23 protein-coding genes and 1 tRNA gene are annotated in these 23223 nt (G+C 45.5%); 13 read left to right on the forward strand and 11 right to left on the reverse strand.

Going from position 1 to position 23223, the window contains the following annotated elements:
• Position 1: 1 nt before the first annotated feature.
• Positions 2-385 (reverse strand): ribosome silencing factor, encoded by a 384-nt coding sequence (rsfS, locus tag SP90_RS03215; protein WP_066852516.1) that lies wholly within the window; start codon positions 383-385, stop codon positions 2-4.
• 428 nt (positions 386-813) lie between these two features.
• Between rsfS and SP90_RS03220 the strand changes: the two genes are divergently transcribed.
• Entirely contained in the window at positions 814-2118 is a 1305-nt protein-coding gene (locus tag SP90_RS03220) for a phenylacetate--CoA ligase family protein (RefSeq protein WP_066852518.1), read from the forward strand.
• 134 nt (positions 2119-2252) lie between these two features.
• Here the strand turns inward: SP90_RS03220 and SP90_RS03225 are convergent.
• The 4 genes from SP90_RS03225 to rimI all read right to left on the reverse strand — a co-directional run bounded on the left by SP90_RS03225 (position 2253) and on the right by rimI (position 3987).
• Positions 2253-2338 (reverse strand) — tRNA-Leu (locus tag SP90_RS03225).
• Between the two features lie 35 nt (positions 2339-2373).
• Complete coding sequence (gene secG, locus SP90_RS03230) at positions 2374-2676, reverse strand: preprotein translocase subunit SecG (RefSeq protein WP_066852521.1); 303 nt, start codon at positions 2674-2676, stop codon at positions 2374-2376.
• 40 nt (positions 2677-2716) lie between these two features.
• Positions 2717-3466: a triose-phosphate isomerase gene (gene tpiA, locus SP90_RS03235; protein ID WP_066852523.1), complete on the reverse strand. Its 750-nt coding sequence runs from the start codon at positions 3464-3466 to the stop codon at positions 2717-2719.
• Between the two features lie 17 nt (positions 3467-3483).
• Positions 3484-3987 (reverse strand): ribosomal protein S18-alanine N-acetyltransferase, encoded by a 504-nt coding sequence (gene rimI / locus SP90_RS03240; protein WP_066852524.1) that lies wholly within the window; start codon positions 3985-3987, stop codon positions 3484-3486.
• A gap of 88 nt (positions 3988-4075) precedes the next feature.
• On the opposite strand from rimI, the gene SP90_RS03245 reads away from it, so the two are divergent.
• On the forward strand, positions 4076-4534 hold the full coding sequence (locus tag SP90_RS03245) for an NUDIX domain-containing protein (RefSeq protein ID WP_269449350.1): 459 nt from the start codon (positions 4076-4078) through the stop codon (positions 4532-4534).
• A 14-nt stretch (positions 4535-4548) separates the two neighbouring features.
• Here the strand turns inward: SP90_RS03245 and SP90_RS03250 are convergent, their stop codons facing one another.
• The 3 genes from SP90_RS03250 to SP90_RS03260 form a co-directional block, all read right to left on the reverse strand.
• Positions 4549-5322, reverse strand: a complete 774-nt coding sequence (locus SP90_RS03250) for an inositol monophosphatase family protein (protein WP_066852528.1) — start codon at positions 5320-5322, stop codon at positions 4549-4551.
• 78 nt (positions 5323-5400) lie between these two features.
• Complete coding sequence (mreB, locus tag SP90_RS03255; RefSeq protein ID WP_066852530.1) at positions 5401-6423, reverse strand: rod shape-determining protein; 1023 nt, start codon at positions 6421-6423, stop codon at positions 5401-5403.
• A complete protein-coding gene (locus SP90_RS03260; protein ID WP_066852531.1) occupies positions 6424-7479 on the reverse strand; it encodes a GAF domain-containing protein in 1056 nt (351 codons plus the stop codon).
• Between the two features lie 326 nt (positions 7480-7805).
• Here SP90_RS03260 and SP90_RS03265 point away from each other — a divergent pair, with 326 nt between their 5' ends.
• The 5 genes from SP90_RS03265 to SP90_RS03285 all read left to right on the forward strand — a co-directional run bounded on the left by SP90_RS03265 (position 7806) and on the right by SP90_RS03285 (position 13309).
• Positions 7806-9539 (forward strand): hypothetical protein, encoded by a 1734-nt coding sequence (locus SP90_RS03265; protein WP_066852533.1) that lies wholly within the window; start codon positions 7806-7808, stop codon positions 9537-9539.
• A gap of 50 nt (positions 9540-9589) precedes the next feature.
• Entirely contained in the window at positions 9590-10681 is a 1092-nt protein-coding gene (gene gcvT, locus SP90_RS03270; protein WP_066852535.1) for a glycine cleavage system aminomethyltransferase GcvT, read from the forward strand.
• A 93-nt stretch (positions 10682-10774) separates the two neighbouring features.
• Positions 10775-11506 carry a 16S rRNA (uracil(1498)-N(3))-methyltransferase gene (locus SP90_RS03275; protein ID WP_066852537.1) on the forward strand — a complete coding sequence of 244 codons (732 nt, stop codon included), beginning with the start codon at positions 10775-10777 and terminating at the stop codon, positions 11504-11506.
• Positions 11507-11519: 13 nt separating this feature from the next.
• On the forward strand, positions 11520-12734 hold the full coding sequence (locus SP90_RS03280; RefSeq protein ID WP_066852539.1) for a replication-associated recombination protein A: 1215 nt from the start codon (positions 11520-11522) through the stop codon (positions 12732-12734).
• 26 nt (positions 12735-12760) lie between these two features.
• The gene (locus tag SP90_RS03285; protein ID WP_066852541.1) at positions 12761-13309 is read left to right on the forward strand and encodes a BON domain-containing protein; all 549 of its coding nucleotides are present in this window, start codon (positions 12761-12763) and stop codon (positions 13307-13309) included.
• 194 nt (positions 13310-13503) lie between these two features.
• Here SP90_RS03285 and ettA read toward each other — a convergent pair whose 3' ends face one another.
• Positions 13504-15189 (reverse strand): energy-dependent translational throttle protein EttA, encoded by a 1686-nt coding sequence (gene ettA, locus SP90_RS03290; protein ID WP_066852544.1) that lies wholly within the window; start codon positions 15187-15189, stop codon positions 13504-13506.
• A gap of 302 nt (positions 15190-15491) precedes the next feature.
• Between ettA and SP90_RS03295 the strand changes: the two genes are divergently transcribed.
• Complete coding sequence (locus SP90_RS03295) at positions 15492-16274, forward strand: lysophospholipid acyltransferase family protein (protein ID WP_066852546.1); 783 nt, start codon at positions 15492-15494, stop codon at positions 16272-16274.
• Between the two features lie 366 nt (positions 16275-16640).
• Complete coding sequence (locus SP90_RS03300; RefSeq protein WP_066852553.1) at positions 16641-17219, forward strand: TetR/AcrR family transcriptional regulator; 579 nt, start codon at positions 16641-16643, stop codon at positions 17217-17219.
• 92 nt (positions 17220-17311) lie between these two features.
• Here the strand turns inward: SP90_RS03300 and SP90_RS03305 are convergent, their stop codons facing one another.
• Positions 17312-17689, reverse strand: a complete 378-nt coding sequence (locus SP90_RS03305) for a pancreas/duodenum homeobox protein 1 (protein WP_066852555.1) — start codon at positions 17687-17689, stop codon at positions 17312-17314.
• A gap of 112 nt (positions 17690-17801) precedes the next feature.
• Positions 17802-18848 carry a tRNA glutamyl-Q(34) synthetase GluQRS gene (gene gluQRS / locus SP90_RS03310; RefSeq protein ID WP_082936269.1) on the reverse strand — a complete coding sequence of 349 codons (1047 nt, stop codon included), beginning with the start codon at positions 18846-18848 and terminating at the stop codon, positions 17802-17804.
• Between the two features lie 308 nt (positions 18849-19156).
• On the opposite strand from gluQRS, the gene SP90_RS16590 reads away from it, so the two are divergent.
• The 4 genes from SP90_RS16590 (at position 19157) to hysD (ending at position 23140) form a co-directional block, all read left to right on the forward strand.
• Positions 19157-19327 carry a hypothetical protein gene (locus SP90_RS16590; protein ID WP_157471178.1) on the forward strand — a complete coding sequence of 57 codons (171 nt, stop codon included), beginning with the start codon at positions 19157-19159 and terminating at the stop codon, positions 19325-19327.
• Between the two features lie 616 nt (positions 19328-19943).
• A complete protein-coding gene (gene hysB / locus SP90_RS03315) occupies positions 19944-20900 on the forward strand; it encodes a NiFeSe hydrogenase small subunit (protein WP_066852557.1) in 957 nt (318 codons plus the stop codon).
• A gap of 43 nt (positions 20901-20943) precedes the next feature.
• Entirely contained in the window at positions 20944-22422 is a 1479-nt protein-coding gene (gene hysA, locus SP90_RS03320; protein WP_066852559.1) for a NiFeSe hydrogenase large subunit HysA, read from the forward strand.
• 244 nt (positions 22423-22666) lie between these two features.
• Complete coding sequence (hysD, locus tag SP90_RS03325; protein ID WP_066852561.1) at positions 22667-23140, forward strand: NiFeSe hydrogenase maturation protease; 474 nt, start codon at positions 22667-22669, stop codon at positions 23138-23140.
• Positions 23141-23223: the final 83 nt, after the last annotated feature.

The following is a 23223-nucleotide window of genomic DNA, read 5'->3' on the forward strand; positions in this document are numbered from 1 at the left end:
CCTATTCTGCTTCAGACTTATATAAAACTTTTGCGTCCGCCCAGAGGCTTTCCAGATTAAAAGAGTCCCGCACATCTTCCTGGAAGATGTTTACGATAACGTCGTTAAGGTCAACGAGAACCCACTGGGCATTATCTTTACCTTCCACACGCATATGCTCGTAATTTTCACCCTTGGCACGCATGGATACTTCATCAGCTAACGCTTTTGCCTGACGAACAGATTTAGCAGTGGCAATAACTACAGCATCTGTGAAGGCGTTGACGCCTTCAAGATCAAGTACAACTACATCTGAAGCTTTTTTAGCTTCAAGCCATTCAATAATCTTCGCTACTTTTTCCTGAGAAGAAACAGTGCTGTATTTTTTTTCAATTTTTCCAATCATTTTTTAAATCCATCGTTAAAGCCGTGCTGCCTGATCCAACCTGAGAGTAGGTGCAGGGTACAACACATGCAATAATTATATGTTAATTCCGTATCGAATTTTGTGCACCGAACGGAACGTACGCGCTTCTAGAGGCAAAAGCAGAAGAGACATGTCTCCACATTTACCAGTCTATGAAATCCTGCACCTATCTACGTTATTTATGGTCTATACGCAATTAACTAAGGCCAGAGATTTTCCATTAAAAATCACAATTTTGCAAAACAAGCTTGACCCACCTCAGCCTTTTGGTGCATTTCCTATGTTTGCACATAGATATAGCCGGTATTCAAGCCGGTTTTAAAAGTTCCAGATTTCGAATAGTTGCTACGCCGCACATCGATTCTGAACTGTGTAGTTACATTATTTTTTTGTATCAGGAGTCATGTATGATTTTTAATGTTGAGCAAGAAACACTGCCTCGCGAAGAGTTAGAAGCAATTCAGTTACAGCGTTTACAGAATCTGTGTGAACGCGTGTACGCAAATGTTCCTCACTATCGCGAACAGTTTATCAAGGCAGGAGTTACTCCTGCCGATATCAGAAGCCTCAGCGACTTATCCAAGCTGCCATTTACAGAAAAGCAGGATCTACGTGACAACTACCCGTTTGGCCTTTTTGCCGTTCCAAAAGAAAACATTGTCCGCCTGCATGCTTCAAGCGGAACCACCGGCAAGGCCACTGTTGTTGGCTACACACAACGTGACGTGAACAACTGGGCAGAACTGATGGCACGTTCATTCATGGCAGCCGGTGCCAGCAGAAGTGACTTTATTCACAACGCATACGGCTACGGTCTCTTTACTGGTGGACTTGGTGTCCACTATGGCGCAGAGCGCCTTGGCGCAACCGTTATCCCAATTTCAGGTGGCGGCACAAAACGTCAGGTATCTCTCATGGACGACTTTGGTGCCACTGTTATCTGCTGTACACCATCATACGGCCTTGTATTACATGAAGCTGCCCAACAGGCAGGCATAGACATGCGAGACCTGCCACTTCGCGTCGGTATTTTTGGAGCCGAACCATGGACCGACGAAATGCGCAATGACCTTCAAGACAAAATGGGAATTGACGCAGTAAACATTTACGGTCTTTCCGAAATCATGGGACCGGGAGTTTCCATTGAATGTGCTGTAGCAAAAGACGGCATGCATATCTTTGAAGACCACTTCCTGCCTGAAATTATTGATCCGGTAACTGGCGAACAGCTGCCTCCTGGGGAAACAGGCGAACTCGTAATTACAACTCTGACCAAAGAAGGCATTCCGTTAATCCGCTACAGAACACGCGACATTACATCGCTGAACTACACACCGTGTAAATGTGGACGCACCCATGTGCGCATGAACCGCATCACCGGTCGCAGTGACGACATGCTTATTATTCGTGGCGTTAACGTATTCCCATCTCAGATTGAATCTATCATTTTGGAAACAGAGGGTGCTTCACCGCACTACCAGATTATTGTGAAGCGTGATGGCAACCTTGATACTGTCGAAGTTCAAGTTGAGATTGACGAATCCCTCTTCTCCGATGCTATCAAGAACCTCCAGAAAATTGAAATGCGCATCCAGAAAACCATTAAGGAATTCCTTGGCGTATCCAGCAAGGTTCGCCTTGTTGAACCACGTTCAATTGAGCGCTCACAGGGTAAAGCAAAACGCGTTTTTGACTTGCGCGACAAAGCCTAGCCCCCGCTACATTCATAATCACAAAAGCCAGATTCTCACCCATGTGAGAGTCTGGCTTTTTTATTTTCTTTGCCCCAGTCAGTTGGCATAAAAAAAGAGATCGCAGAAAATTTCTACGATCTCTTTTACATTCATGGTGCCCAGGGGGAGACTCGAACTCCCACGGGCGTGGCCCACTACCCCCTCAAGATAGCGTGTCTACCAATTCCACCACCTGGGCAAATGTATGAGGTTGCGCTAACGCGCATTTAATTCTTATTTTGTAGTCTGGTCAGGACTAGGCTGAGCTTTCTGCTCAATCTGGATGTTCATGATGCTGGATTCATCAGTACCATGATCACCTGCAATGTAGTTGTAGCTCAAAGAAGTGATAAAGAAGATTGCTGCAAGTGTTGCAGTAATTTTCACGAGAAGACCGCCTGCTCCAGCACCGCCAAAAGCAGACTGGTTGCCGCCGCCAAAGATAACACCCATGCCCTCTTTACCAGCCTGCAAAAGAACAAGTAAAATGAGTGCAAGACAGACCACAACGTGCAGGGTCAGAATCAAGGTTTCCACGAAACGTCCTCCTAAGAGCTATATCAATCCGAATCGGTTGTTAAGCAGTAACAATTTTGCTGAAGCTTTCAGCCTTCAAGGAAGCGCCTCCTACCAAGACACCGTCAACATTGTCAAGTGAAATGATCTGAGTAGCATTTTCAGGCTTTACACTTCCGCCATAAAGAACGCGGGTAGTATTAGCTTTTTCTTTCAAAATATCAAGAAGTTTAGCACGGACAATCGCATGTGCCTCTAAAATTTCTTCCGGCCCGGCTACTTTGCCAGTCCCGATAGCCCATACAGGTTCGTACGCAATCGCAAGACGCTCTGCTGAAACGTCTGGAATTGTTGCAAGACCTTTCTCAAGCTGCTCAGCAATAACAGCTTCCAGCTTGCCGCCTTCACGCTCTTCAAGAGTTTCGCCGATGCAAAGGCATACATTAAGGCCGTTGTTAAGAGCAAAGGCAGTTTTTTCTCCAACCTGTTCACTGGTCTCACCAAAAAGTGCACGACGCTCGGAGTGACCAGTCAATGCCCATGTGCAGCCAGCATCTTTAAGCATTATTGGAGAAATCTCACCAGTAAAGGCACCTTCAAGAGCTGCACAGACATTCTGGCCGCCAAAGGAATAGCCTTCATGCTTTGTAAAGACTTCACCCGCTGCATGCAGAGCAGTAAATGGGGGGAACACAACAACTTCTCTGTCAGCAGACAGTTCACCAACAAGCTCAACAAGCTCAGCTGCAGTATCTTTCGCTTCCTGAGCAGTTTTAAACATTTTCCAGTTTGCAGCCATAAGCTTTTTCATTGATCTTTGCTCCTTACTTAGCACTGACTACGGGTAAAGTCCGCTAGATTACACTGATAAACCAGCGCATCTTCACCAGTATCTTTATAATATTGTTTTCGCACCCCAATCTGAGAAAAGCACATCTGTTCATAAAGATTGATGGCAGGAATATTGGTTCGGCGCACTTCAAGAAATGCCTGTTGTATACCTAATTTTTGCCCAATGCAAAGCATAAGAGCAAGTAACCGTTTTCCTGCTCCCTTTCGCCTTTGCTCCGGATCCGTTGCTATGTTTAATATTTCCAACTCATCAGCAGTGTGGTACATAGCTATATAGGCTACTAATCTTTCATCTTTTTTTAATCCGAAGACTTTAAAAATCTTCTGTTCAAAGGAAAGATTGAACTCTTTTTCAGTCCAAGGTGTTGAAAAACATTTTTTCTCAAGCGCCGCCACTTCGGCACTGTCTTTTTTCGTCAATTGAAAAAAAACATACCCGTCGGCTTCAAGCGGCCCTATTTTCTCAAATATGTCAGACATCAAATATCCAGATACTTCTGCCGAAAAATCGAGATCTCGCGGCAGCCATATTGAAGTGGTCGACAGCCAAGGCAAACCCCTTATGGTGATGCCCTCTGCCAGCGTACACGAACAACGGCTTGCACTAAAATCCGTCTTTGTTCTTATCTATAATAAACAGGGAAAATTTCTCTTGCAACGCAGAGCTGACAATAAAGCACTTGCCCCTGGCATGTGGGATATCTCCGCCGCAACGCATGTCGGCGCAACCGAAGCACTGGAAGCTGCCGCAGAACGCGTCCTCCTGAAAGAGCTCAATCTTTCTTCTGTATCCCTGCACTACCAGAAGTCACAGCAAGAACAAATTGATGATTCAACTCTTTGGATTTCGCTCTACTCAGCCAATATAGGTTCACGTTCCCTCACACCAAATCCGGAGGAAGTTCAGGACAGTCTGTATGTCGATGCAGAAGAATTGTACTCATTTTATGAGCATTTTCCCGGCATGCTCACCCCTGTCCTGACATGGGCAATCGAAGCAGACATCATTTTCCCGAAAAAAACGTAACCTGACTGCAACGGCTACATTAATTGTGCCATTTGGGCATGCAGCAATGTATTTGTTGCCAAGAGTGTCGGGGAGTACAAAGAAAAGTCAGTTGCTGCGTCATATTCAGTCACCCAGCCACCTGCTTCATTAACAAGCAGCCATCCAGCCGCAGTGTCCCATGGCTTCAAGCCCTTTTCGTAAAAAGCATCAAAACGACCTGCCGCAAGATACGCAAGGTCTAGCGCAGCCGCCCCAAGGCGACGGACTCCCTGAGACTCTTTCAACACACGGCGCAGTCTGTCAGTAATCTCATCTGCATCTTCCGCAATGGTATATGGAAAGCCAGTAGCAACAAGTGAGTGTTCAATCTGCTTGTTACGGGTCACAGAAATCTGCTTTTCATTGCACCATGCACCACCACCCGCCGCAGCATAAAAGCATTCATTCATAATAGGCGTGTTAATCACACCGAGAACGATACGATCTTTATGCCAAAGCCCAACAGAGGAACACACGAACGGCACCTGATGTGCAAAGTTGGTTGTGCCGTCGATGGGGTCAATGACCCATGTAAGATCATTCAACGGTTCATCCGCAGCACTTTCTTCCGCTAAAAAACTTGCTTCAGGAAGAATTTTTGCCAGACGATTTTTGATATCATGTTCAACAGCAACATCTGTTTCTGTCACAAGATCAATACGTCCTTTATAGCGAACCTTACGAGGCTTATCCCATGCTTCACGGATAAGCTCACCAGACTCAATAACAGCAGCACGTACTTGCGGTAATAATTTTTGTAATTCCATAATAACTTCCTGAATAGCTTTCACAATATCTTACAATTAGTTGTACGATAAAAGGCGACCTGTGGTCGCCTTAGAAAGTTAGTTTATATATACATCCGAGAACACTGCCCGATCCTCCAGCGTCTTGCCAGTTCCACGAACTACAGTGGTCAACGGGTCTTCATCAATTAACACCTGCAAACCGGTCTCATGCACGATAAGCTCGTTAAGCCCTTTCAGCAACGCACCGCCGCCTGCCAAGAGCAGCCCCTGATCTGCAATATCGCCAGCAAGCTCAGGCGGAGTCTTTTCAAGCGCTTTGCGGATTGCATATACAATTGTTTTTACGGACTCAGAAAGAGCAATACGAATATCAGTGTCACTTACTTCAACAGATGTCGGAGTACCTGACACAATATCCTTACCGGGAACTGTCATTACCAAAGGTTCAGGCAAAGGAAAAGCTGAACCAATAGTCATCTTGACCTTCTCGGCCTGATTTTCCCCGACAAGAAGCTGAAACTCTTCCTGAAAATATCTTTGGATAGAAGCGTTCAAAGCATCTCCTGCCACACGTACAGACTCTGCATACGCAATGGCAGATAATGAAATAATCGCTACCTCTGTTGTACCGCCTCCGATATCAACAACCATGGTTCCTACCGGTTCATGAATCGGTCGAGCCGCACCAATGGCCGCAGCCATCGGCTCTTCAACGAGCTTCACATCTCTGGCACCGGCCTGCTGTGCAGACTCGATAACAGCACGCTTTTCAACCTGCGTAATGCCTGTAGGAACACATATAACAATATTCGGCTTAACAAGACTGAAGCCGGTAATAACTTTTTTAATAAAGTAGGAGATCATTTGCTTGGTGACTTCAAAGTCCGCAATAACGCCGTCCTTCATGGGACGAATAGCGCGGATACGCTGAGGAGTACGACCAAGAAATTCTTTTGCCTCCCGCCCGACTGCAATAACGCTATTGCGCTCAACGTCAATAGCAACAACAGACGGCTCGTTAAGTACGATACCGTCTTTACGTGTATATAGAAGCGTATTAGCAGTTCCAAGATCCATAGCGAGATCTTTTCCGAACATGCTCAAGAGTTTTCCCAGCATTTATTCACCCTCATGGGTCTTAGATGAAAATGAAAAATTTGATTCATTTTCATATTCATAGGCTGCCGCGCGCTGAAGGTCATCGACCTGTCTGTGCGCCTCGTACAGCTTACTGCGCAAGTAGAGATTCTCCAGAAAAAGAGAAAGATGTTCTGAAGCCATCTGGCAAAACCCTTTAAGCTCCTCAGGAATAACTTTCGGCTCCTCACTTGCAAGTGTTAACACTCCGCGAGTCATGCCACCTATTTCCAGCGGGATGCATATTACGCTGACAAAATTAGGTATTCCTTTCTTCTTTCCATATAACGGAGATGTCTGACTTGCTTCCTTACCGCCTTCTACAAAGAACGGCATGCTATTCTTAAACACCCAGCCTACCAGACCACTTCCGTATGGGATCTCGCCCATATCACCCTGAAGCAGTTGGTAGTTTTCCCCCTCAACATGATAGTTTTGACCAGCTTCGTCTCTTGTAGCGAGGCTGCAATATTCAAAACCGGAGGTATCCGAGAGAAGAACGAGAAACTTAGAAAGAAAAGAATCCCATTTCTTCAAATGCTTACGTAATGAATAAATGACCTTCAGGCAATGGTACTGCTGTGCTAAATTCACCTGTTCTTCTACAACAAATGCACGAGAGTACACTTCGTAAACAAGGTCCGCGAACAGTTGCAGAATCTTCTGGTCTTTACTCGAAAATGAATACTGCCTTTTACTGTCAAGACACAGGACTCCCGCACCATTTTTGAGCGGAACCCCCATAAAGGCTTTAATTTTCGTCTCTTCGTTTTGTTTATAGTACCCAAGGTTGTACTGTCTGGTGTCAAAATCATTGACCAGCATTGGGGATTCATTGTTAATAATCCACCCCACCAGACCTTTTCCCGTCCCCGCAGAAAAAGTTTCATCCTTGTTAACCATGTCACCAAGGCTAAAGCTACTGGCAACAGCAAACTGATTACCAGAGCGCTCCGGCATAACGAGCACAGCTGAGTATGCATCGAAGACACTGCAGATAATGCCTAAAATTCTTTCGTAACAAGCAGTTGTATTCATCCAATAAACCCAGTCAAAATATTATGGTCTGCAACGTAAGTAAATGTAAAAATTACGCCACAACATTCTATAACGTTTTTTATGTATAGAACATAACCAGCCAGCAATTTGACAGCCACCCCAAGCGGTTTGTTATAAAGTTAACCCCCTCAAAAATTACTATCATTTTTTTGACACTACGCCAAGCAATCAGGGGAAAGCTTTTTTTCCATGAAATGCTAGAGTTTTTTTAGAAAAAAAAATACTATGTAACAATGACCAAGCGCACTGAACTATTGCCAAAACGGTTATTTTACTTTCTTTAACAATAGCCAGCCCAATTACCGATGCTAAAACACTGGAAAGATGCCTTCCGCGAATGCGGTCTACCATGGAAAGACACTTTTTCATTCAGCGAACCTATCAGCATCACAACTCTTCCTGAGTTGAAAGATTTCCTTGATGCTGTCCAGATCACGCAATGTCTGTTGCGGCCTTTTTTTGAAAAAGACGACTATCCGCTTGTTGAACGCGGCGAGCTGCTTCCCTCATTCGAAAGTGACTTTTTTGAATACAAGGATCTGCCCGGTTTTTCACTGGTGGCATTTGAACGTGAACTTCACTACTTTTCTGAAATCTTCCAGTTTGACATCCTGCACTCCTTAATGGACGTGACCTTCAAGGCAGACGGATATGCCTGCCCTCTTGAAAATTGCACCATCGAGCAAAATGTAGAGACTATCCAGAACCGTATCCCCCGCAAGATGCACGAAAAATTCAAAGAAGAGTTCGGTAAAGTAGATACTTCTGTGCTGGACTACTATCCTCAACTGCTCCCGTACATTCTTGAAATGGACAGAGCACACGTTCTTGCTCTTGATTCATCCGGTTTCTACCACCTTTCCGGTGTATACGGCTCATTTCCGTCGGATCTCGACCCTGAAATCAAACGCTTCGGCCTGCGTGCGAAAAAATTTGAAGTGGGTAACCACAAAAAATACGAACACAACAGATTGTTTGTATACCAGTACCTCATGGAACTGTATGGTTTTACCATTTGTTCAGAACGCAGAACATCCAGCGCCCTGTTCTCCAGACGTCTGCACAAGGCCGGTGAAAAATTTATGGTTCGGGTTCTCGGGCAGACAGACCGCGTTATTACGACAATCTCATCTGCAACAAAAAAGCGTCATTATCCTACTGTTGAAAAGATTGCTCTTGTACAGGTTGATGAAGATCAGTCTGAAGTCATACGCCAGCTTGAAGAAGGCGGGTTCTTTGTTGACCGCAAACGCCTTGTCGTAATTTTACGCGTCACCTACACGCAACATAAGTTCAACCCTGAGAACGTACGTCAGGAACGTGCGCTTTCTGTCGCAAAGCAGGAAGTAATTCATCCTGTAACAGGACGCTCCATTGATGACCTCAATATCATCAAGGACACCACCAACATGATCCTGCGTCTGAACGATATCGTACGCGGCGAATATGTCGGTCATATTACCTATAAGCGTGTAGAACTTGTCGAAAACACAGATACAGAAGAAAAGCGCCTCAAATTTCTCTACTCCTGGCTGTCAAAACATCAGCGCAGAATCATCAGCTACTCTGATGAATTTTATGCAAATGTTGTGAAAGTGCTGGATGGCTACCTGCACGACCCTGATAAAGAAGATGTGTTTGATGGACACCGAGCCCTTTATCAGGATGTACAACTCAGGTACAACTACATTCAGCAAGCCCGTAAAATTATGACCCTTGAACGGTTAAAGAAGCGTAAAATTAAGGGAGAAAAAATTCCTTACGCAGAAATGCTTCAACAGGCAGTCGGCCTGCTTCAAGAATTAAAATTCGACATCACAACATATTTTGGAGATCTGGTTGCATCCATCATCAGCATTACTGAGACAATCTTAAACGACCGTTATCTTTGCCGTAACTACATTATGAAGAAAGACGATGACCTTTCTGACTACGGTCTGGGGATAAAAAAAGAATACGGCAAACTTGTCTCTTTGCTTGACGACATCAAAGCAATCCGCAAATCTCGAACCAAATCTATTGAAGGCTTCGACCTTTAATAACCATAACCACAACCAACAACACTTTAACCTGTCAGGGAGGACATGCTGTGTCTGAACTCTTACAAACCCCTCTTACTGCTTGGCACAAAGCTGCTGGTGCCAAAATGGCTCCGTTCGCAGGATGGGAAATGCCTATCCAGTACACCGGTATCATTGCCGAGCACACACACTGCCGTGAGCAGGCATCCATCTATGACATTTGTCACATGGGTGAATTCGGACTTGTAGGTGAAGGTGCTTGTGAAGCTCTTTCAAAGATCGTTACCCACAATCTGGATAAACTTACTCCGGGCAAGTGTGGATACGGCTTCCTGCTTAATGAAGAAGGCGGTATTCTTGACGACCTTATCATCTACTGCCTTGAAAAAGATGAGTACATGCTCGTTGTTAACGCTGCATGCATTGAAAGTGATTTCAAATGGATTGAAAAACATCTGCCGGAACATGTTACGTTAGAAGACATGTCCGATCAGACTTCCAAAATTGACCTTCAGGGACCAAAGTCATACGAAGTTCTCGAAAAAGTTTTTGACAGCTCCTTGCGTGACCTCAAATACTTCAACTTCCGCACTGTGGACTTCAAAGGTCTCCCTCTTATTATCAGCCGAACCGGATACACAGGGGAACTCGGATACGAATTCTACCTTCCGTCCGAGAATGCTCTGGCACTCTGGGAAGCTCTCATGGCTCAGGAAGAAGTAGAGCCTGCAGGACTTGGCGCTCGCGACACACTTCGCCTTGAAGTCGGTCTGCCACTATATGGTCAGGATCTTGATACAGAACACTCCCCTTCTGCAGCCGGCATGGGCTGGATGCTCCGCTCCGAAGCCGACTACATCGGTAAAGGCAAAGACAGAGAAGGCACTGAGCTGCTGATTCCACTGTCCATCCCGGGACGCCGTTCCGCACGTCACCATGACGTTGTTACTCTTGAAGATGGCACAGAAGTAGGGGTAGTCACCAGTGGTTCTTACTGCCCGAGTGTTGGACACTCTGTTGCGCTTGCATATGTAAAAAAAGAAGCAGCAGAAGGAAATGAAAAGTTCCTCGTTAAAGGGGCTCGCACTTCTCTTGAAGCAACCAAAGCTGAACTGCCATTCTACAAAGAAGGCACAGCACGCATGAAGCTTGTTGACTAAGCTGCATCCTACAGAATAAATTACAAGGGAAGCCACTTGGCTTCCCTTTTTTATTGCCTTTGGCACTACATATAAGAACGAGATAAACAATTCATGAAAACATTTTTTCTTGAAGCAGATAAATGGGACGAGCACTGCGTACTTGAAGGTCAGGAAGCAAAGCACGCCATCAAGGTTCTGCGCATGCGCTCTGGCGACTCCATCCGCCTGTTGGACGGGAAAGGCCGAGAAGGCACGTTCACTATTACAGAGACAACAAAACATACTGTAACTCTACAGCAACAGGAAGTAGTCCAACACCCCAAGCCGGAAAATCAATACTACGTAGCAATTGGCTGGGGCAAATCTGTCCGCCGGGGATGGATTCTTGAAAAAGCCGTAGAGTTCGGTGCTACAGGTCTATGGTTCTGGCAGGCTGACAGATCACAATCAAAAGTCCCTGCAGAAGCAAAAGAGGGGTGGGAAGGCCAAATGCTGGCGGGGGCGAAGCAGTGTAACAATCCGTGGGTTCCAGAAATTGCTACATTTACTGACGGCGCTAAAGGCGTTATGCAGGCAGCTCAGGAATTCGATAATATTTTCATGCTATGGGAGGGACAATCTCCCTCTGAAGTGTTATCCACAGAACAGCTGAACCTTTCCGGAAAAACATTGTTTGTTGTAGGGCCGGAAGGTGGTTTTTCTGAGTCAGAGGCAACCTATTTTATGGAGCAAGGCGCTAAGCCAGTAAGCCTTGGTAAAAGAATTTTACGATGGGAAACAGCTGCCCTGCTGTGTCTCGGGCTTGCATGGTGGAATGGTGAAGTAAACAATGCTGCACGTTAGCAAGGAGATGTCTATGGAGGCAAAGCAACCTCTTGCAGACAAAATTCGCCCGAATTCTTTTGAAGGATTTACAGGGCAGGAACATCTGTCTGCGCGTATCACCGCGCTGACAAAAGCAACCAGACTTCCCAGCCTGCTACTGTTCGGCCCTCCCGGCTGCGGTAAATCCACTCTGGCTCTCCTTCTCGCCAAGAACACCGGACAAAACTGGCTACGGGTAAGCGCTCCGGAAGCAGGGTTAACCCAGCTTCGCAAATCGCTTAAAGGCGTAGAAGTTCTGGTTCTGGATGAACTTCACCGTTTTTCTAAAGCGCAACAGGACTTCTTCCTTCCGATTCTTGAATCAGGAGAAATCACCCTTATTGCGACCACTACTGAAAACCCGTCCTTCAGTGTTACACGGCAGCTTTTGTCCAGATTGCACACGCTTAAACTTAAGCCACTGCCCAGCACCTCACTACAAACTCTCGCTCAAAAGGGCGCGGAAGCCTGCGGTGTTGAACTGGACGAAACGGTCTATGAAATGGTTGCTGGCATTGCTCACGGTGATGCTCGAACCATGCTGAACCTTGTAGAATACATTGCACAACTCCCTCCTGAAGCAAGAGAGCCTGATCAGCTCAAAGCTGCCCTGCCTGACGTAATCGCACGGCACGACAAAAACGGCGACAGTCACTATGAGCTGGCCTCTGCCATGATCAAATCCATCCGGGGAAGTGATGTTGATGCTGCGCTCTACTATCTCGCGAGCCTTCTGGAAGGTGGAGAAGATCCCCGCTTCGTATGCCGCAGACTCATACTTTCCGCCTCAGAAGATGTGGGACTTGCTGACCCAAACGCATTGCCGTTAGCGGTCTCATGTCAACAAGCAGTTGAGTTTGTTGGAATGCCGGAAGGCTTCATTCCACTGGCTGAAACTGTAACCTATTTGGCGCTTGCACCTAAGAGCAATTCGACCTATGCAGCATATTTGGCAGCTGCAAAAGAGATACGAGCACACGGGAGAAAACCCGTGCCACTGCACTTACGAAACCCCTCTACCAAACTCCAAAAAGAGTGGGGGTACGGCAAGGGCTACCTTTATCCACACAACTACCCGGAAGGCTATGTTCCCCAGCAATATCTTCCGGACGACCTTGCAGGTCGCAGATTCTATCAACAGAGGGAACAAGGTGTAGAACCCCGCCTTACTGCGTGGCTTGCTCGTGCCAGAAAAAGCTTCCGTTAATTCCCTATTAGCATCAGGAGACACACATGCTAAAGAAGCTACTCTGCGTTGCAGTAGTAGTTGTAAGTTGCTACGCCCTTTCAGGATGTGCAATCTACAACGCTGCTGTTGACGAGCGCAACATTGGAGAACAATATTCAGATACCGTCATTACGGCAACAGTTCTCAAAAAAATTGTAAACAGCAAAGACCTCAGCCCGTTAGATATCGCTGTGAATACCTACAACAAAAAAGTGTATCTTATCGGCGAAGTCGACTCACTTGCTCAACGCAACACAGCAATCAAGCTCGCACAGAATACAGAAGGGGTACAAAGCGTAGTCCCTTACTTACTGCTTAAAAATGAACAGGACTTTTGTGGAACAACTGATAACCTGTCAATGCAAACAAGCTTGAGCAAAGACCTGATCGGTGACAAAGACATATGGTCTACAAACGTTTCCGTTGATGTAGTTCAATGCAACATTGTTCTCACAGGTATTGTAGGTTCAAACGCTGAAAAGCAACAAATTCTTGAACACGCCAGAGCTGTCCCCAAAGTACGCTCGGTAACCTCCTACATCCAAGTTCAATAAGCGCGTTATGCAAAGAAGGCAGTTTACAGGCTGCCTTTTTTCATACTTGCAGAATCTCATCGCCTGAACGCTACACACCATTCGTTGAGTAGCATGACGTAGGATAACTACATAAAAAAAGCGATTCCATATGGAATCGCTTTTTTAATATCATCACAGCGCCCTGCAGAGCCTGCTTTTTTTCAATTTGACTACTAGCGGGTAAGCTTGCGGTATTTGATACGATGAGGCTGGTCAGCTTCTTTTCCAAGACGCTTTTTGCGGTCAGCTTCATATTCTGTGTAGTTACCGTCAAAGAATACAACCTGAGAATCACCTTCAAACGCAAGAATATGAGTCGCAAGGCGATCAAGGAACCAACGGTCGTGAGAGATAACCAGTACGGAACCTGCGAAGTTTTCAAGTGCTTCTTCGAGTGCACGCATGGTGTTTACATCAAGGTCGTTTGTCGGTTCGTCAAGCAGGATAACGTTAGCACCTGACTTAAGAATCTGCGCAAGATGTACACGATTTCGCTCACCACCTGAAAGAACAGCAACATCTTTCTGTTGATCCGCACCGGTAATACCGAAGCGGGAGCAGTATGCACGGGAGTTCACTTCCTGTGTGCCGAGCTTAACAGTATCGTATCCACCGGAAATCACTTCGTACACAGACTTTCCAGCTTCAAGGGTGTCACGTCCCTGATCAACATGAGCAAACTGAACAGTTTCACCGATCTTAACTTCACCGGAATCTGGCTGTTCTTCACCGACAAGCATTTTAAAGGTGGTGGATTTACCAGCACCGTTAGGCCCGATAATACCCACAATAGCACCGGCAGGGATGATGCAGTTCATGTTCTCTACAAGCAGTTTATCGCCCATAGATTTCGTAACATCTTTCATCTCGATAACTTGCTTACCAAGACGTGGTCCCGGTGGGATGTAAATTTCAAGATCCTTCGCATGCGCTTCGGATTCATGAGATACTAAAGATTCGTATGCGCTGATACGTGCTTTGGATTTGGTATGACGGCCTTTTGGGGACATACGGATCCACTCAAGTTCTCTCTGAAGCGTTTTCTGGCGCTCGGACTCTTTCTTTTCTTCCTGAGCAAGGCGCTTCTGCTTCTGGTCAAGCCAGCTGGAGTAGTTACCTTTCCACGGAATACCGCGGCCACGGTCAAGTTCGAGAATCCAGCCAGCCACGTTATCAAGGAAGTAACGATCGTGAGTAACAGCGATTACAGTACCCGGGAAGTTCTGCAGGTAGCGTTCAAGCCAGGCAACTGATTCTGCATCAAGGTGGTTAGTCGGTTCGTCAAGAAGCAAAATATCCGGATTCTGCAACAGCAAACGACATAAAGCCACACGGCGTCTCTCACCACCTGAGATAACATTAACAGGTGTATCCGCAGGCGGACAACGCAATGCATCCATTGCCATCTGCAGGCGGGAGTCAATGTCCCACGCGCCCTTGGCATCCATCTGTTCCTGAACCTGAGCCTGCTTCTCAATGAGAGCATCCATTTCTTCAGGTTCCATCGGCTCAGCGAACTTAGCGTTGATGTCGTTGAACTCATTAATAAGTTCCATTACGTCACCGACACCCTCTTCAACTACTTCACGTACTGTGCGTGTTTCATCCAAAAGAGGTTCCTGCTCAAGGTAACCGATTGTAAATCCCGGAGAAACATGTGTTTCACCTTCAAAAGCAGTATCAACACCTGCAAGAACTTTAAGAAGAGAGGATTTACCGGAGCCGTTAAGACCCAGCACACCGATTTTTGCACCATAAAAATAGGAAAGAGAAATATTTTTCAATACCTCTTTCTGGCCGTGACGTTTTGTCACGCGAACCATTGAATAAATAATTTTATCCGGCTCGTTCTGACTCATATTACCACCTTGAATCTATTAGTAAACTGAATAACAGCTACTGGTTTCTATTCCGCTCCACAATATCTTTCGTTTATGTGAAAACAGAACGCCGATCGATATTATGGAAATATTTTTTCCCCTTTTTGCGCATTTGCTGCAAATTGTCCAGAAAAGGAAATCACGTCTTTCCAATAAGGTAACCACTCTCAGTGATAGACTTAGAAAGATTTTAGACTTGATCTAACACGTTGTAATGCAAGTTTGTTCTATGATAGCAAGATGCAACATTGTCCACGTTATTTCGATTGACCGGAGAATACATGAAAAATTACGCTGTAATGTACAGTAACACATACACTACACCTGAAGATGCTAAAGGCTTTATCTCCAGCCTGTTACCTTCTTTTGCTTTTTACCCTTCAATGGCCAAAACTGCATATTTTGCAAACAAAGAGGCAAAACAAGGGAAGTCTTCCGATCAGGCATGGGTCAAAGGGAGCCTTGATATTATCAAAGCGCTGGAACGTGTCGGCGTTTCTCTTTCATTTGACAATCTTTCTGCCTTTACGGAACTTGATTCGCCTTGTGTATTCATAGGCAACCATATGAGTACATTGGAAACATTTGTCCTCCCTGCAATAATTCAACCTCATAAGCCGGTGACCTTTGTGGTAAAAAGCTCTTTGCTTACCTACCCGTTTTTCGGTGACCTCATGGCTTCCCGCAATCCAATTGCTCTGGAGCGTACTAATCCTCGAGAAGACCTGAAAAAAGTTCTTTCTGAAGGAACCGAGAAGCTTCAACAGGGAAAATCTGTCATCGTTTTTCCACAGTCCACACGCAGCACGCAGTTTGATCGCAAAAAATTTAACTCAATAGGAGTCAAGCTTGCGAAAAAAGCCGGTGTTCCAATTGTACCGCTTGCATTAAAAACAGATTGCTGGGGATGCGGAAAGTTTAGCAAAGAGTTCGGCCCGATTGACACCGCCAAAAAGGTTCATTTTTCCTTTGGTGCTCCGTTCACTATAGAAGGAACCGGAAAAGAAGAACACGCACGCGTTTGTGACTTCATTGAAACATCACTCGAAAAATGGTCTGAATAAACTATAGCAAAAAACCAGCGCTACAGTGACAGTGTAACGCTGGTTTTTCGCATTGTATTCAACTGTAGTGCACCCGTATTTTCGTGTATTCTGGCATTATAAATTCTTACTGCTGTATAGACCTGCCCTACTGAAATCCACATCCTGCATTCTAACCACCCCCATTACTGCTTGAATTTATTTTATTTTTCAAAGCAGATATCAGCCCAAACCCCTCGGTACAACAAGACAAAATTTATTTCTCACGCATTGACGCAAAAAAATTTGTGAGCTAAGCGTTATTGCGTGCTCAAACAGTTTGTGAAGTAGTGTTTTGAGTTGCCGCGAAACACTACTGGATTAACCCTAAAACTACTGGGTCAAGCTATGACAATGACAAAAAAAGAAGCTCTGTTACTGGCTGCAAAAGAGCTCTTTGGTGAGTATGGTTACTCTGAAACCACGTTCAAGAAAATTTCAGAACGTGCAGGAGTAGCTCTTGGACTGCTTACACACCATTACGGAAACAAAGAAAAATTGTTTCTGGCAGCTGGACTGGATGTTCTCGACGACTTCATTATCAAGCTGAGAGAAGCATGTGCACAAGGTAATACCGGCTATGATTCTGTAATGAATTTCTGCCGAACATATCTTGATTACTCCGTAACACCGGAATCACACTTCCTTGTTCTCGTTCGCTGCTCTCCATACTCAGACATGAAAACTCAAACTGATCGCGACATCATGTATGAAAAATTCAATCAAGTACCACGAGAGCTTGAGTATCATGTACGAAGAGGAATAGAAGACGGTTCGATCAGAGATTTACCTGCTCATGAAACCACCACTGTTCTTACCTGTAATCTGGTTGGTGCGATCCGAACAAGACTGCTTACACCATACGCGCCAGCCAACCTCTACGATGAAGTCCTGAAATTTATTTCCCGCAGTATTAAAAACGACTAGTCTGCACTACTAGGACGAAAAAAAGGAAGAGATAATTCTCTTCCTTTTTTTATGCTCAAAATATGAACTTAGTGCTTCAAGAAAACGAAGCACTAAGAAATCTTAACCAACAGCGGGATGCTATGGCGAGCACAAGACTCCTCCTGAGTCCTGCCAAGCTCAAAGCTCACTGCTTCTTTACCTGCTGCTGCCGCAATTTCATCCACCACACCTTTAACATTAATAATAGGATGACGCATGAACACCTGCGGAAGTCCGTACGTTAAGTTACAAGCAAGACAAGCACCGTTACGCTGATTTAAATGAAATGCGAACTCCAACGTATCGCCAGTTGCTGCTATGAAAGCCAGCTCAATGTCGTACGCACCGCTCTCAGCTTCACCGTATAATGCATCGAAAAATTCGTCCGTCTTAGATGCCGGGAACAACTCGCCCAACTTTTCCTTTGTAAACACTGTATCCAACTGCATAGTCACTCCCACCTTTTTCTTTCTGTTGTGCCGATTTTTTTCTGCAACAAATTTGACTGCATAACAATGCTCAAAATTGCTCAGATATACACCCTATATATTTTACAGTTGCTCAGCAAGCAGAGGACAGCTTCTGGAGCCGTTCGATAACATCCTCTTCAAGCTGCAAAAAGCGCACTGAAATATTCTTTATAGAAAACTGCTGCAACAGCTCCTGTACAGCCATTGGTTTACATTCAGCAATCAACCCACCATGAAATGCTAAATACCCGACAATTGCCTCAGCAGTAATTCCGGCTTCACGCATTTTACGCAGCTCAAAATGCCCATGTCTCTTAGCCAACCTCTCCCCTTCATGATCGAGAACAAGTGGCAGGTGAATGTATTCAGGAGGTCTGCACCCTAGCAGCTCATATAGGTAGACCTGTCGTGGCGTACAGTGAAGGATATCCTCACCGCGCACAACTTGAGTTATGCCTTGCCTTATATCATCAACAACGACTGCAAGCTGATATGCAAATACTCCGTCAGAACGCCTCAATGGAAAATCACCACCGCATTCTTTCCAGCTCATATGACAATCGCCATGCAAGGTGTCCGTGAAGCAAATCTCATCTTTAGGGCAATGAAGCCGCATGGAGCTTCTACGCCCCGAGCGTTCTCGCTCTCTCCTTTCATCATCAGAAAGCCGCAAGCAAAGCTCAGGATATGCATTACCATAGTCCTGCATATGTGGTGCAGAAGCCAACGACCGGAGTTCTTTCCTTGTACAAAAGCACGGATAAACCAGACCGGCATCCTCAAGCGCTGTAATCACTCGCTCATATAGCATGGTAGATTCGCTCTGCGTATACGGAGCATTATCTCCGCCCACATCGGCACCTTCATCCCAATCCAGACCGAGCCAGTGCAGATCTTCAATAAGTCCTTCTACAAATTCTGGCTTTGATCTGTCGGGGTCTATATCTTCGATCCGTAAAACGAGTGAGCCACCGGCCTTACGAGCTGCAAGCCAGCAAACAAGAAAGGACCATGCATTCCCTAAATGCATGTATCCGGTAGGCGAAGGAGCAAGACGGCCTTTTACAGAAGATGATGATGTCGATATGGCCGGACAAATTTCGGCTGCGATTCGGGCAAGATTACGTATAGAACTCATGTAGAGTTGAAATCATGCCAAGGCTGATAAGTCAACCATAAGTGATACTCTACAATACAATATGAAGCATATCCTACCATTGCCTGTCTTCACCTGCTCCCGACGCAATCATGATGTCCTCTGAATGGTCAGCAAATATGAGCACACTAGCGTGCTGCCGAATGATTTATTTTCAGGCATTGAAAAAAATAACATCTGTATTTGCAAGCTATACCTCAAAGATCACCAAAGTACTCTGCCTTCGGAGAGTCTAATATATTCTTCCCTCTCCCCACTTATGGTATTGTTACCATAAAAAAGGAGCAGCTATGTCAAAGAAAGATTGTTTCCCTAAAGACACCAAGACCGAGTGCAGACAACGAAACATTCATGAAGGAGCAACACAGGCATCCTATTTTGTTACAGAAAACAGAGACATAATGCCTGCCGAGCGTAAGCAGTATGAAATGTTGTTCGGTAATAGAAAAGCGAAAAAGTAGCCGGACAACCCCCGTCCTTCTTGGCTTAATGTGTAAAGTTTAAAAAATTATACAAAATATATTGATCTGGTCATTGTTACGAGTTAAGCTGTAATCACACTAAGTGAAATACTATCAAAAGTTGGTTAGTTCACCTTTGAAACGAAACTGATAGAATCTGATGTTCAGGAGGTGTCCTTTTGGAAACTCCACCACGCACTGTAACTGACGAATGAGCATGTTGCTGTTCGTCATGATTCGACCAGGTAACTAATTAATTTTCAACGTAACACACAGACCAAAGCACCAAGACAGCATGTCTTGGTGCTTTTTTTGTTTCCCTCCACACTTCACCGTACATTTTTACATCCATCTGCCTCTTTTTTGCTACGAAGCAAACTAGTTACTCAACCAGTCGTGCCACTTATTTACATTTAATGCTACATAGTGACTCGATTGAGCAAACAGTCATCGCACAAAACTCCATTTATTAACTTTTTCTATAAATTACAGGAGAAATTATCGGCATCTTATTGACACATTTTGCCAGCAGGATGTACGAGTTTTATTGTTCTTCAACGTTATAGATTCGTTTGATACTTATGGTTTACAAACGCCAAAATGCAAGGAGGCAGGGATGAGTCTCAATAGGCGTGATTTTGTTAAACTGTGTACAGGGACTGTGGCTGGACTTGGGGTTTCCCAGATGTTCAACCCAGCTGTTTGTGAAGCGATTTCAGGTTCACTTAACGGCAATCGCCCTCCAGTTTTATGGTTACAGGGTTCTGGTTGTACGGGTTGTTCCGTATCACTGCTTAACTCTGTCAACCCACACATTAAAGACGTACTGCTCAAAGTTATCAGCCTCGAATTCCATCCTACAGTGATGGCATGGGAAGGCGAACCTGCAATCGAACACATGTACAAGATTGCAGACAAGTACGATGGTAAATTCTTCCTCGTTGTGGAAGGAAGTGTTCCTACCGCAGCTGATGGTAAATACTGTGTTATCGGCGAAGCCGACCACAGAGAAATTACCATGGTTGACGCAATGAAAGAACTTGGCCCTAAAGCAGCAGCTGTGCTCGCAGTAGGTACCTGTTCTGCATACGGTGGTATTCCTGCAGCTGAAGGAAGCCAGACCGATGCTAAAGGTGTACGCCAATTCTTCGAAGAAGAAGAAATTGCTACACCGGTTGTCAACATCCCTGGTTGTCCTCCGCATCCAGACTGGATCGTTGGAACAGTAACTGTTGCTCTTGACGCTATCAATAAGCACGGCCTCGCAGACGGCCTTGGTAAGGTTGTTGAAATTCTTGATGATGAAGGGCGTCCTACTCCTTTCTTCGGCGAGAACATTCACGACAACTGTCCTTACCTCGACGACTTTGATAACGACGTTCTGGCAACTAAGTTTACTGAAGTTAAGGGTTGCCGCATGGAGCTTGGCTGTAAAGGTCCGGACACCAACTCAGACTGTTACAAACGCAAATGGAACAACGGTATCAACTGGTGTGTCCAGAACGCTGTCTGTATCGGCTGTGTTGAGCCTGATTTCCCTGACGGCAAGTCCCCGTTCTACGAGCCTGCTTAATAACGGCTTGTGCGCCCTTATACATTCCTAAGGAGGAATTAACATGTCTGGTTGCAAAAGAAATGGAGCAGCAGGCAGCGGAAAAGCAGCTCATATCGCAATCGATCCGGTAACCCGAATCGAAGGCCATTTGAAAGCTGACGTTACCGTTGAAAACGGCAAAGTTGTGGACGCAAAGCTTTCCGGCGGTATGTACCGCGGGTTTGAGCAGATCCTTCGTGGCCGTGACCCTCGTGACTCTTCTCAGATCGTTCAGCGTATCTGTGGTGTATGTCCAACCGCACACGCTACTGCTTCTGTTATGGCTCAGGATGCAGCATTTGGTACTAAAGTAACAGACAACGGTCGTGTTACACGTAACCTCATCCTTGGCGCTAACTACCTGCAGTCTCATATTCTGCATTTCTACCATCTTGCTGCACAGGACTTTGTACAAGGCCCTGACAGCGCACCTTTTGTACCGCGTTACCAGAAGTCCGACCTTCTTGAAGATCGCAACAAAGATCTCAAAGCTGTTAACGCAGCTGCTGTTGATCAGTACATCGAAGCTCTCGACGTACGCGCTATCTGTCACGAAATGGTTGCAATCTGGGGCGGTAAAATGCCTCACGTGCAGGGTATCATTGCAGGTGGCACATCTGAAATGCCTACAAAAGATCGCATTCTTGAATACGCAGTTCGTTTCAAGAAAGTTCGCGACTTCGTAAATAATAAATACCTCCCGACTGTTTACACTGTCGGTTCCGTATACCCTGACCTGTTCAAAGTTGGACAGGGTCATAAAGCTTGTGTTGCATACGGCGTATTCCCGCTTGATAATGCAAACTCCAAGTTCATGATGAAATCAGGTGTATACTATGATGGTAAAGACCACGACTTTGATCCTTCAAAAATCCATGAAGATGTAAAATACTCATGGTTTGAAGATTCCACTTCCGGTCTTCACTACTCTAAAGGCAAAACTGTTCCTGCTCCTCACAAAGATGGTGCATACAGCTTTGTTAAAGCTCCTCGTTACGACGGTGTTGCTTGTGAAGTTGGTCCTCTCGCACGTATGTGGGTTGAGAACCCTCCACTTTCACCTGTTGGTCAAAAGATGCTGAAAGAAAAGTTCGGCCTGGATGCTAAGAACTTCCGCGACCTCGGTGAAGATGCAGCATTCTCCCTCATGGGACGTCACGTAGCACGTGCTGAGGAAACTTGGTACATGCTCGACTTCATTGAAGCATGGCTCAAAGAAGTTAAACCTGACGAAGAGACCTTTACTGCTTACGAGATCCCAGAATCCGGTGAAGGTACTGGTTTCACAGAAGCACCTCGCGGCGCTCTGCTCCACTACCTTGACGTTAAAGACAGCAAAATCAACAACTACCAGATTGTATCTGCTACTCTCTGGAACTGTAACCCTCGCGATGACAAGGGTGTACGCGGTCCTGTTGAAGAAGCTCTCATCGGTATTCCTGTACCGGACGTTGACAATCCGGTAAACGTGGCGCGTCTCATTCGCGCCTTCGATCCATGACTGGGCTGTGCCGTTCACGTGATGAACGCAGAGACCGGTAAAGTTTCCGTTGTTGAGTTCGAATAAGACTCGCTTCTGAACGTACCTTTAAAAGAGGAACCCTCGGGTTCCTCTTTTTTTCTTCGCAACTGCCGCTCATTTGCCGGTATGCTGCCATAAAAAACTTGCTCATGTATCAGGGTTTATTTTACTGATAACGAACTTCGTATATACCTTTTTCATCTTGTTGCTTAAAGGACTGATCATGGAAAAACTGTTAGTGCTGGGCATTGGTAATACGCTCTTAACAGACGACGGTGTCGGCGTTCATGCTGCCGAAATTCTCTGGAAAGAAGAATGGCCTGAAAACGTTACTGTTATGGAAGCTGGAACCTTTACTCAGGATATTTACGTTCTGTTTCAAGGATACGACAGACTTCTCGTCCTTGATGTAATTCACGCAGAACACAAGCCGGGTACAATCTACGAACTTACAGAAGATGATATCCGCTCCAATAAAAAACAGCGAGTCTCCATTCACGATATCGACATGCTAGATTCTCTGCAGATGTGTGAAATGCGTTGCGGCAAACGCCCGAAAATGGAAATTATCGGCATGCAGCCGCATGACATAACCACATGGAACATCGGACTGTCCGAAGTATGTCAGGGACAATTCGATAACTTTGTCTCACATGCCCGAAAGCGCATTAACGAGATCATAGCCGAAATGAATTAGCCATACCTTCTGTATTGCTTGCAGCAACATATGTTCTTTACCACCTACATTTGCTGACAAGATTCCTGCTCACAATGTGCGCT

Source organism: Halodesulfovibrio spirochaetisodalis (assembly GCF_001672295.1).
GTDB lineage: Bacteria > Desulfobacterota > Desulfovibrionia > Desulfovibrionales > Desulfovibrionaceae > Halodesulfovibrio > Halodesulfovibrio spirochaetisodalis.